The following is an 11,071-nucleotide window of genomic DNA, read 5'->3' as shown; positions in this document are numbered from 1 at the left end:
TTCAGTCGGCGCCTCTCTTGTATCTGCTCACCGTTCAGCACGATGCTCAGCGGTCTGGGCGATCGCACCCAGTGCGCATCAGCGGTCTGGGCGATCGCACCCAGTGCGCATCAGCGTCCGCGCATCGCCTTGTGGTTCGGGCGAGCCTTGTTCGGATCGATGCCCTTCGGGATCGGGGGGCGCGTGCCCTGCGTACCGAGAGCGGCCAGACGATTGCGGACCGCGAGGACCTCGGTCTTGTTCAGTTTGCGCGGAAGCTTCTGCACGGCGGAAACCACCTGCTTCATCTTCAGCTGACCCTCTTCGTTGCCGCCCTGCAACGTGTGGACAGGAACGTTGGGAAGAATGCGTTCGTGGCGCTTCTTCTCCCGTGACAGCAGTCGCGCGCTGCGACCTTTGGGGCCTTCGCTCAGCAGAACCACACCGGCCCGACCCGTCGACCGGAACACAAGGTCCCGGGTCTTAGGGTCGATGGCGATGGGCTGGTCGTCCATGAGGTAACCGCGACGAGCGGTGTTCAGGACCGCACCGAAAGCGCCGGGCTGTCCTTCCATCTGCGCGAACGCAGCGGTCTCAGCAAAACGGCCGAGCATGAACATTCCGAGCAGAAGGCCGACCATGAAGCCGAGGATCGTCGTGAAGACAGCCCCGCCGAACAGCAGTCCGGCCAGCAGACCCAGAATCGTGCAGCCGAGGATCGCTGCGGCCAACAGCCACGGTGTGGCCTTGTTGTGCTTGGCCGACAGCTGGTAGACCTGCTTCATCTGCGCCAGGCGGCCCGGCTTCTTGTTCGGGTCCTTGGGCTTCCGGCGGAAAAGTCCCTTGCGCGGTTCTTCGCTCATTCTCTCACTTGCTCTTGAAGGGCGTATCTGCGTCGAGGCAGGGCCTCATTCGCAATCATTGCTCAGCAGACAAGTCTACCTCTTCGCCCGGGCCGAATGTATCCACAACGGCCTGAGCCTCCTGCTTGGCGGGAGTGTGCTTGTCGAGATGTGCCAGATGCGAAGGAATCGGCTCACCACGGTGGCGCATGGCCGTGGCCCACAGGCGTCCAGCACGGTACGACGAGCGAACGAGCGGGCCTGACATGACGCCGAGGAATCCCATCTCCTCGGCGGCATCGCGCAGCATCACGAAGTCAGCGGGCTTGACCCAGCGAGTGACGGGGTGGTGCCGCGGCGACGGCCGCAAATACTGCGTGATCGTGATGAGGTCACAGCCTGCGTCGTGCAGGTCCTGGAGCGCGGAGATGATCTCATCGTTGGTCTCGCCCATGCCGAGGATGAGGTTCGACTTCGTGATCAGTCCGGCCTCACGAGCCTGGGTGATCACGTCCATCGAACGCTCGTACCTGAACGCTGGGCGGATGCGCTTGAAGATTCGCGGGACGGTCTCGACGTTATGAGCCAGCACCTCGGGCCGGGAGGAGAATACCTCGGCGAGCTGATCGGGTTCCGCATTGAAGTCCGGGATGAGCAGCTCGACGCCGGTCCCGCGCCCGTCGACGTATTCGAGGTCATGGATCTGGCGCACAGTCTCGGCATAGAGCCAGGCGCCGCCGTCGTCAAGGTCATCGCGTGCCACGCCGGTGATCGTGGAGTAGCGCAGCCCCATCTCGCCCACCGAGGCGGCGACTCGGCGAGGCTCGTCGGCATCGAAGTCGGCAGGCTTGCCCGTATCGATCTGGCAGAAGTCGCAGCGCCTCGTGCACTGTTCGCCGCCGATGAGGAACGTGGCTTCGCGGTCCTCCCAGCACTCGAAGATATTCGGGCATCCCGCTTCCTCGCAGACCGTGTGCAGGTCCTGCTTGCGCACCAGTGACTTGAGCGAGGTGTATTCGGGGCCGATATGAGCCTTCGCTTTGATCCAGGCGGGCTTGTCTTCGATCGGCGTCTGCGAGTTGCGTGCCTCGACACGAAGCATCCGGCGGCCTTCGGGCGCAATGGTCACGTCTGTTCTCCTAAGCTGTGATGTGGGCGTGCAGGATCTCGTCGAGACGACCGGCGACATCTTCCGGTGTCACCGTCCGTCCGAGCTCCGCACTCAAGGTCGTGGTGTCGGCGTCTGCGATGCCGCAGGCGACGATGGATTCATAGGCGCCGAGGTCGTTGCTGCAGTTGAGCGCGAGACCGTGCATCGTGACCCCTTCGTGGATCCGGATCCCGATCGCACCGATCTTACGGTCGCGTCTGAGCCCGTCACCGAGCAGCCAGACCCCTGCTCGACCGTCGACGGTCGTCGCTTCGATGCCGTATTCGGCGAGGAGCTCGATCATGGAATCCTCGAGCTGCGAGACGAAGAGTCTGACCTCTTTGGGGTCATTGAGCTTGTAGATGAAGTAGGCGACGAGCTGCCCGGGACCGTGCCAGGTGATCTTCCCACCGCGATCGACGTCGATGACGTCAGTGCCGTCGACGGGGCGCTCGTGCTCCTCTGTGCGTTTACCCGCGGTGTAGACCGGCGGATGTTCGAGCAGGAGGAGGGTCGATTCCCGCCTTCCCGCCAGCACGTCTTCGTGATATTTCTTCTGCAGGTCCCAGGTTCCCATGTAGTCCGAGAACTCGGGAGCGAAGCCGAGAGTTTCAGTGGCCAAAGGCATGCCACCAGACTATGTCTCTTGTTGCGGCGGTTCAATTTGATTCGAGATGAGCCTCGACACCTTCCCTCATTCTTCGACTATTGACTTACCGAGGACCCTCTAGCATCATTAAAGCATCACAAACACTATCTATTCGCATCAATGGAGATGACGAACAATGACTTGGCACTTCCACGCTTCGGTCTCCGACACGATCTACCGACTCGTCGATGAGGACGCACGCACGGTGTGGGGCGTCGATCACGGGGGCTTCGACGCGAACAGTTCGGATGCTCTGGGCGAAGCCGAGGTGGAGCTGCCGACGGGAACCAACTCGCTGCTGCTTGTTGAGCCGATGCCCGGAGGTCTCGTCCTCGACGCTGTCCGGTCTTACCAGGGACTGACTGACGGCGAGCTGTGCACCCTCTTCCTCGGCATCTTCGCCGAGCTGCCCGGGCGAGCAGACGCTGAGGCTCGACTCTGTCTGGACTCCATCGGACTCGACGCCGATGGCAGGCCCCGAATCATCCCGGGCATCACAAGGACTCCTGTGGCGTCGGCGCGCAGAGCCATCGGCGAGATGCTCTACCACGCTGCGCACGGCCGGCCGTGGGAAGAGAGCCTCCTTCCCGTCAACCTCGCGCTGCCCGACGTGTCGCAGCCGCTGCGCACCGTCATCGCTGAAATGCTCGATGATTCGGCGGACGGCTCATCCTTGCCCACAGCGATCGCCGAGGCGTCGGCGGCCCTTCGCCTCTCAGGAGTGCCAAGTGCCCTGCCGCTCCTTCCCGCAGAACGCGACATCGATCCGGGGCAAGCGCTCACAGCGCGACTGCGTGCCGTGAGCGCGCATCCAGCTGCGGACACGCCGCCGAGCTCCGCACAGGCACCTGCAGGTCCTGTGCTCACCCATCACAAGCCTGCGGGTTCACTCGCAGCTGCTCTCTCGGAGAAGGTGACCGACGAGCGGGGACATGGTGGTGGGATCGCAGGCCGGCTGCGTGCGGTCAGCCGCGGAAAGACTCCACGCAAGAGCCGGAAGCGTCACGGTCGACGTGCGGCGCGACTCGGACTCCGTTCCGTCTGGCCGACCCGGCGGCGACAATCTGACGGAGCGAGACCCGGTGAAGCTGGGTGGAGACGATTCCGAATTCCGATGGTGGCGGCGCTGTTCCTGATGATCATCGGCGCAGCGGTGATGATCCGCCTCGCGGGTGCGGATGCGTCGTCAGCGCGGCCAGACCAGAACTCCGACACGACCGCAGCCAGTGCCCGAGCCGATGGGGCCGACGGTGCGGAGCAGGTTGACGAGACAGCCGAGCGTACAGCCGAGCGTACAGCCGACCCATCCGCTGGTGTCGATGCCACTGGGCGCAGTGACAACGAGATCGTTGCGCACCTCCAGGATCTGTGCGCCGAACGTGCGGAGGCATTGAGTGCGGGTGATGCCGACGGACTCAGAGCACTGACGGTGCCGGATTCGACGGCGGCACTGGCCGACGAACTCATCGACCTTCACGCGTACGCCGGCAGCGACTATGCGATAGAACTCGACGATCTCGAGATCACGAAGCGCACCGCTGGACGCATCGTCATCACCGCGACGATGTCGACCAGTGCGGATACAGGAGGGCAGAGAGCGGGATTCGAGTCAAAGCGCCTCGAGTTCCAGCTGGCACAGGATGCGGGGGAGTGGAAGATCGCTGAGGTGCGCGATCTTGCCGGTTGAATACGTCAAGGGCCGGTCACAATCGTGACCGGCCCTTGATACGTTCAGGAGAACGTCAGCTCATCAGAGCTCGAGATCCGCCTCGAAGTTTCCTTCTTCCAGGCGAGCCTTGATCGTCTGCAGGAAGCGTCCCGCATCCGCGCCGTCGACCAACTGGTGGTTGTAGGTCAATGGCAGGTAGACCATGTCCCGAATGGCGATCGACTCTTCGCCGTCGTCCGTCTTGACGACGATCGGGCGACGTACGATCGCACCGGTGCCCAGAATTCCCATCTGCGGCTGGTTAATGATCGGCGTATCGAACAGCGCACCCACCGAACCGATGTTGGTGATGGTGAACGTGCCACCGGAGAGTTCGTCCGGCATGATCTTGTTGTTGCGGGTCCGATCAGCAACATCGTCGATGGCCTTCGACAGACCGGCGATGCTGAGGTCACCGGCTTCCTTGATCACGGGCACGAGGAGTCCACGCGGAGTGTCCACCGCGATCGCCAGGTGCTCCTGATCGAAGTACGTGATCTGCTGTGATTCCAGATCGTACTGAGCGTTGACTTTCGGATGCTGCTTGAGCGCCTCGACGACCGCCTTGCCGAAGAACGGCAGGTAGGTCAGCTTCGAACCATGCTTGGCCTGGAATGCTTCCTTGTTGGCCTTGCGCAGCTTCGCCACTCGAGTCATATCGACCTCGACGACCTGCGTCAGCTGGGCCGAGACTTCGAGCGACTCGCTCATCCGCTTGGCAATGGTCTGCCGGATGCGCGAAGCCTTCTCCGTGGTGCCGCGCAGCTTCGCAGCCTCCTCGGGGATCTCGAGCTTGAACGGTGCCTTCGCACCGCCGGCAGCCTGTGAAGCAGAAGCAGCCTGGGCCGCGTCAGCCGACTGGGAGGTACCGCGATTCGCAGCAGCGGCGATGACATCCTGCTTGCGGATGCGACCGCCGACGCCGGTGCCCTTCACTGTTGAAAGATCGACGCCCTCGTCACGTGCCAGTCGGCGCACGAGAGGTGTCACATAACCGGCGTTCTCGCCGACGGTCTCAGCCGCGGCTGGAGCCGACGCAGCTGCCTCAGACGACTTCTCAGCCGCCTTCGGTGCTGCTGGAGCAGAGGGCTTCGACTCGGCCTTCGCAGGCTCAGGTGCGGCCTCTTCCTTCTTCTCTTCAGCGGGAGCGGCTTCTTCTGCCTCTTCCGCGGCGGGAGCTTCATCAGCTGCAGCCTCGTCGGAGGAGGACGAATCATCGTCGGCAGCCGGCGCTGAATCATCGGACGCAGGCGCGCCCGAGCCGACGCGAGCCAGCGGAGCACCGACCTCGACGGTCTCGTCCTCTTCGGCCAGATGGGCCTGGACGATTCCGGCGACGGGCGACGGCACTTCGGTGTCGACCTTGTCGGTGGACACCTCGAGGAGAGGTTCGTCGACCTCGACCTCTTCGCCGACCTCCTTGAGCCACCGGGTCACGGTGCCTTCGGTCACGGACTCACCGAGAGCCGGCATCGTGATCTCGGTGCCCTCGCCCTCGGAGGCCGAAGCGGCTGGGGCTTCTGCAGCGGAATCGTCTGCGGACTCCGAAGCAGATTCTTCGGCAGGAGCGGATTCGGCTTCTGCTTCCGCATCAGCAGAGTCAGACTCGGGCTCTGCATCGGAAGAATCCTCTTCCGGAGCGGACTCAGCGGAGTCGGATCCGCTGCCGTCGCCGATGTAGGCCAGATCGCCGCCGACTTCGACGACATCGTCCTCGTCGGCCAGGATCTTCTCCAGGACACCCGCATACGGGCTGGGGATCTCAGTGTCGACCTTGTCGGTCGACACCTCGAGCAATGGTTCGTCTACTTCGATTTCGTCGCCGACGGACTTCAGCCAGCGAGTGACTGTTCCTTCGGTCACCGACTCACCGAGAGCCGGCATCTGCACGGAATTCGACATGTCTTTCGTCTCCTCGGATCTTAAGAGTGGAAGTGCAGGGGTTTGCCGGCGAGAGCCAGGTGGGCTTCGCCGAGCGCTTCATTCTGCGTGGGGTGCGCGTGGATGAGCTGCGCGACTTCCTCTGGGAATGCCTCCCAGTTGACGATCAGTTGGGCTTCACCGGCCTGTTCGCTCAGACGGGCGCCGATGCCATGGACACCAACGACTGGTCCGTCCTTCTCACGGATGACCTTGATCAGCCCGGTCGTACCCAGAATCACGGACTTGCCGTTGCCGCCCAGGTTGTATTCGATGGATTCGACGCTGTCGGCTCCATACTTCTCCGCAGCCTGCTTCGACGAGAGTCCGACCGAGAAGATCTCGGGCTCGCAGTAGGTGACGCGGGGGATTCCGGATTCGAGGACCGGAACCGGGTTGAGCCCAGCGATCTCCTCGGCGATGAAGATTCCCTGTCCGAACGCCCGATGGGCGAGCTGCAGACCGGGGACGATGTCGCCGCAGGCGTAGATGTTGCCGACGCCGGTGTGGAGACGTTCGTTGGCGAGGACGAATCCACGATCCATCGGGATGCCCTGCTCTTCGAAGCCGAAGCCCTCGGTGACCGGGCCACGGCCGACGGCGACGAGGAGGTATTCGGCTTCGAGGACCGAACCGTCGTCGAGAGTCACCTTGACTCCGTCAGCGGTCTCCTCGACGCCCTTGAACATGACGCCGAGCTTGAAGCCGATCTTGCGCTTCTTGAAGGCACGCTCGAGGTTCTTCGAAATCGTCTCGTCCTCGTTGGCCACGAGGTGAGGCAGACCCTCGACGATGGTGACCTTCGCGCCGAAGGACGACCACACGCTGGCGAACTCGACGCCGATGACGCCGCCGCCGAGGACGATCGCCGAACCGGGGACCTTGTTCAACTGCAGCGCCTCGGTGCTCGTGAGCACGCGGTCGGTGATGTCGAGGCCGATCGTCTTCGAAGTGGAACCGGTGGACAGGAGTACGTTCGTGCCCTTGACCGTATGGTCACCGTCTTCACCCTTGACCTCGACCGTGTCCTTGGCGCTCAGTTTGCCGGTGCCGAAGTAGGTGTCGATCCCGCGTGCCTTGACCAGGCCCTGCAGGCCCTTGTAGTTGCGGGAGATGACATTGTTCTTGTAGTCGAGGACTTTCTCGATGTCGATTCCCTTGAATTCGACATCGATTCCGAAGTTCGACGAGTCCTTCGCCGTGTCGGCGACCTCTGCGGCGTGCAGGAGGGCCTTCGTAGGAACACAACCACGGTGCAAGCATGTGCCGCCAACCTTGTCGCGTTCGATCAAAGCAACCTTCATGTCGAGCTCTGCAGCACGCAGAGCCGCGGCATAGCCGCCGGTTCCGCCGCCCAGGACGACAAGGTCGTAGGTCAATGAGTCACTCACGGATTACTCCTCGTAGCTGTGAATAAGCCTGCGGTACGCAGCTTTCCTTCTTATCTTTCCACTTTTCTCGCCAAGGGCGAAAGCCTATACTGTCTGTTTCGACACAGGTGTGGATGATCACGTCGAGATCGACAGCGTGTAGAACTGGCCTTTCAGTCCATCGCCTCCGCCACCTGGATCAGAGTCCGCACCGCGGCACCTGTCGCAGCCACGGGCGTGTAGCCGAACGCCGAGCCCGTGTTGAAGCTCGGTCCGGCGATGTCGATGTGCGCCCAGTTGGCATCGTCACCGACGAATTCCTGCAGGAACGCGGCCGCGGCGAGCATGCCGCCCGGACGGGGCCCTGAGTTCTTGAGGTCGGCGGACGTCGAGTCGAACCCGGAGAGCATCTCCTCGGGAATCGGCATGGCCCACATCTCTTCACCGGCGATCTTCGCCGAGGCTGTGATCTCAGCTCGAGCAGCCTCGGCGCCCATGACTCCGGATGTGCGGTTGCCCAGAGCGACGACCTGTGCGCCGGTCAGTGTGGCGACGTCGATGAGCAGGTCCGGCTTCTCAGCATCGGCATCGGCCAGCGCATCAGCGAGGACCAGACGGCCCTCGGCATCGGTGTTCGTGACTTCGACGGTCTTGCCGCTGCGCATGCGCAGCACATCGCTGGGACGCTGTGCCGACGAGCCGGGCATGTTCTCAGCCAGGGGCAACCATGCGGTGGCCCGCACGGGCAATCCCAGTTCAGCGATCGCGAACAGAGCCTGAACGACTGCGGCAGCGCCGGCCATATCGGACTTCATGTCCTCCATGCTGGCTGCGGGCTTGAGGGAGAGGCCGCCGGAGTCGAACGTGATTCCCTTGCCGACGAGGCTGATGTGGCGCTTGGCGCGCTTGGGCCGGTATTCGACCTTGACCAAGCGGGGTCCACGGGTCGATCCCTGACCGACGCCGAGGATTCCGCCGTATCCGCCGGCAGCCAGTTCCTTCTCCCGCAGCACGGTGACCTTGAGTTTGCGGTCCTTGCCCTGGTCCGCAACGATCTGCGCAAATGACTCGGGGTAGAGGTCGAGCGGCGGGGTGTTGACGAGGTCGCGGGCACGGTTCGTGGCGGCGGCGATGACCGCTCCACGCTCCGCCGCTGCGGCGTTCTCCCTGCCCTTGGGGCCCAGGACAGTGACTGCGCCGGGAACCTTCGACTCATCTTGACTGCGGTACTCGAGGAAGCGGTAGGCGCCCAGGCCAACGCCGACGGCGACTGCTTCGACCGCCTCGGCGGTGGTGGTCGGCAGAGCTACGGCGATCGACGACGTTCCACCCAGAACACGCAGCGCGTTTCCAGCCGCGCGGCGTAGGACCTCGTGGGAATCGGCCAGTGCCTCGGCGCTGCTGGCGGCGGGATCGAAGGATCCGAGGCCGACGAGAAGGATGCTCTCGGCGGAGAATCCCCTGGGTGCGGGGACCCGGGCAGTCGATCCGGCCTTGCCGGAGAACTCGATGGCGCGTGCCGCATCGTCGACGGCTGTTCGCGCCGCTTTCGCGGAACCGAGTCCGAGGACCGTCCCATCTGCGATTCCCAGCACCAGAACAGAAGCGGTGGCTTTCAGAGGTGAGGTTGTGGCATAGCTGCTTGGCGTGGATGCACCGGGCATATATTCCCTTTCATCGTCTTTGAACGTTGAATTGATCCTAATGCCTAATCACAGGGGATGGATAAACGCGGCCTGTCCCATCCCCGGCCTCGGTCGGGACTGACATATTCTGGAGGGCGTGTACTCACTTATCTTCAGACTTCTCTTCGTGCCCATGGATGCCGAGCGCGCCCACCATCTTTCGTTCACGGCCCTCAAGGTCATCGACGCGATCCCTGGCCTGGGGCGGCTGCTGCGTCTGATCCTGTCCCGTGGCACTCGTGATCAGGTGGACGTGCTCGGCCTGCCGTTTCCCAATCGTCTCGGCCTGGCCGCCGGCTTCGACAAGAACGGCGACGGCATCCGGGCCCTAGCTGCGATGGGCTTCGGACATATCGAGGCCGGTACGATCACCGCGCACGCCCAACCGGGCAATGACACACCACGCCTCTTCCGGCTCCGTGACAATTCTGCGCTGCTCAACCGCATGGGCTTCAACAATCAGGGTGCCAGGCAGGCCGCCTTCAACATCGAAGAGCAGCGGAAGTCGCTCGCGAAGTTGCCGCAGGCCCATCGCCCCATCGTGGGAATCAACATCGGCAAGACCAAGGTCGTCGAGGCTGCCGACGCGGTCGAGGACTACGCCGCATCAGCTCGGGCCCTGGCCCCGCTGGCCGATTATCTGGTCATCAATGTCAGCTCCCCGAACACGCCGGGTCTGCGCGACCTGCAGTCCGTGTCGAGCTTGGAGCCGATCATCGCGGCGGTCCGTTCCACCGCCGCCGAGGTGGTTCCGGCGCCCCGTTCATCACTGGGTCATGTGCCCCTGCTGGTCAAGATCGCCCCTGATCTCGCCGACGCCGATGTCGTCGAGATCTGTCGGCTTGCCGTGCGGGCAGGGGTCGACGGCCTCATCACGACGAACACGACGATCAACCGCGATGTGCTCACGGGCAAAGATGCCGAGTTCGCTCGCAACCAGGCCGGGGGAGTCTCCGGCAGACCGCTGGCCGAACGCTCGCTCGAAGTGCTGCGTCTGGTCAAGAAGACCGTCGGTGACGACCTCAGCGTCATCGCCGTGGGCGGTGTCGCTAACGCCACTGACGTGCGGGCACGCCTGGCAGCGGGAGCCGATCTCGTCCAGGTCTACTCGGAGCTGATCTACTCAGGTCCGTTCTGGCCGAGTCGGATCATCCGCGGCTCCCGCGGCTCCCGCGGCTCACGGCCGCAGGGACTGCTCAAGAAGGGTACTGGCGGCGCTTGACCTGCGGCTTGGGCATGCGCAGTGGCCGCAGTTGGACGCTGCGCATGATCGCGTAGAACGCGAGTCCGCGTTCGACGGTGCCGAATTTAGCCCTGAGTCGTCCCTTGAGGATGTAGTTGACGACGAGTCCGTCGAGGATGACCAGAGCCAACAGGCCCCACACCGCATAGGTGAAGTACTGCTGCACCTGCACCGGCTGCGTGAATGCGACGACGAGGATGAGGATCGCCGCCGGGATGAACAGCTCCCCGATGGAGAAGCGCGCATCGATGTAGTCGCGGACGTAGCGGCGCTGGGGCCCCTTGTCACGGCGGGTGAGGTACTTCTCCTCACCGTTCATCATGCCGATGCGGGCGCGATCGCGCTCTTTGCGCGTGTTTTCCTTGGCCTTCTGGTTCGCTACCTTGCGATCCTTGTTGACCAGAGGCTGCTTGCGCACCGATTCCTGCTGGCTGCGTTTAGGCGTCGGCCGTCCTTTCTTGGCCTCGGCCTCGCGCCGCTGTGCGGCTTCGGGGTGCGAACCTTCATGGTTCACCGGTCGATTGG

9 protein-coding genes are annotated in these 11,071 nt (G+C 63.5%); 2 read left to right on the top strand and 7 right to left on the bottom strand.

The genetic code is table 11. The annotated features are described in order from the left end of the window. Positions 1-110 precede the first annotated feature (110 nt). The 3 genes from MPN20_RS14260 to lipB are packed head-to-tail and all read right to left on the bottom strand — an operon-like array spanning position 111 to position 2,599. A complete protein-coding gene (locus MPN20_RS14260) occupies positions 111-842 on the bottom strand; it encodes a DUF4191 domain-containing protein (RefSeq protein ID WP_242783185.1) in 732 nt (243 codons plus the stop codon). Positions 843-897: 55 nt separating this feature from the next. Next, positions 898-1,950: a lipoyl synthase gene (gene lipA / locus MPN20_RS14255; protein ID WP_242783183.1), complete on the bottom strand. Its 1,053-nt coding sequence runs from the start codon at positions 1,948-1,950 to the stop codon at positions 898-900. A gap of 10 nt (positions 1,951-1,960) precedes the next feature. Continuing rightward, positions 1,961-2,599: a lipoyl(octanoyl) transferase LipB gene (gene lipB / locus MPN20_RS14250; protein WP_242783181.1), complete on the bottom strand. Its 639-nt coding sequence runs from the start codon at positions 2,597-2,599 to the stop codon at positions 1,961-1,963. A 157-nt stretch (positions 2,600-2,756) separates the two neighbouring features. Here lipB and MPN20_RS14245 point away from each other — a divergent pair, with 157 nt between their 5' ends. Beyond that, positions 2,757-4,307 (top strand): hypothetical protein, encoded by a 1,551-nt coding sequence (locus MPN20_RS14245; protein WP_242783180.1) that lies wholly within the window; start codon positions 2,757-2,759, stop codon positions 4,305-4,307. A gap of 63 nt (positions 4,308-4,370) precedes the next feature. Here MPN20_RS14245 and sucB read toward each other — a convergent pair whose 3' ends face one another. The 3 genes from sucB to MPN20_RS14230 all read right to left on the bottom strand — a co-directional run bounded on the left by sucB (position 4,371) and on the right by MPN20_RS14230 (position 9,282). Continuing rightward, positions 4,371-6,230 (bottom strand): 2-oxoglutarate dehydrogenase, E2 component, dihydrolipoamide succinyltransferase, encoded by a 1,860-nt coding sequence (gene sucB, locus MPN20_RS14240; protein WP_242783179.1) that lies wholly within the window; start codon positions 6,228-6,230, stop codon positions 4,371-4,373. A gap of 20 nt (positions 6,231-6,250) precedes the next feature. After that, positions 6,251-7,639, bottom strand: coding sequence for a dihydrolipoyl dehydrogenase (gene lpdA, locus MPN20_RS14235; protein WP_242783178.1), 1,389 nt, complete (start codon positions 7,637-7,639; stop codon positions 6,251-6,253). Between the two features lie 152 nt (positions 7,640-7,791). Continuing rightward, positions 7,792-9,282, bottom strand: a complete 1,491-nt coding sequence (locus tag MPN20_RS14230) for a leucyl aminopeptidase (protein WP_242783177.1) — start codon at positions 9,280-9,282, stop codon at positions 7,792-7,794. 118 nt (positions 9,283-9,400) lie between these two features. On the opposite strand from MPN20_RS14230, the gene MPN20_RS14225 reads away from it, so the two are divergent. Beyond that, entirely contained in the window at positions 9,401-10,525 is a 1,125-nt protein-coding gene (locus MPN20_RS14225; protein ID WP_347566835.1) for a quinone-dependent dihydroorotate dehydrogenase, read from the top strand. On the opposite strand, the gene MPN20_RS14220 is transcribed toward MPN20_RS14225, so the two are convergent. Then, complete coding sequence (locus MPN20_RS14220) at positions 10,500-11,060, bottom strand: DUF3043 domain-containing protein (RefSeq protein WP_242783176.1); 561 nt, start codon at positions 11,058-11,060, stop codon at positions 10,500-10,502. The genes MPN20_RS14225 and MPN20_RS14220 overlap by 26 nt on opposite strands. Positions 11,061-11,071 lie beyond the last annotated feature (11 nt).

Origin of the sequence: Brevibacterium sp. ZH18 (genome assembly GCF_022748595.1) — a bacterium.
Lineage (GTDB): Bacteria > Actinomycetota > Actinomycetes > Actinomycetales > Brevibacteriaceae > Brevibacterium.
The sequence above is the reverse complement of the archived record's forward strand: the minus strand, read 5'-3'. Positions and strand labels throughout refer to the sequence as shown.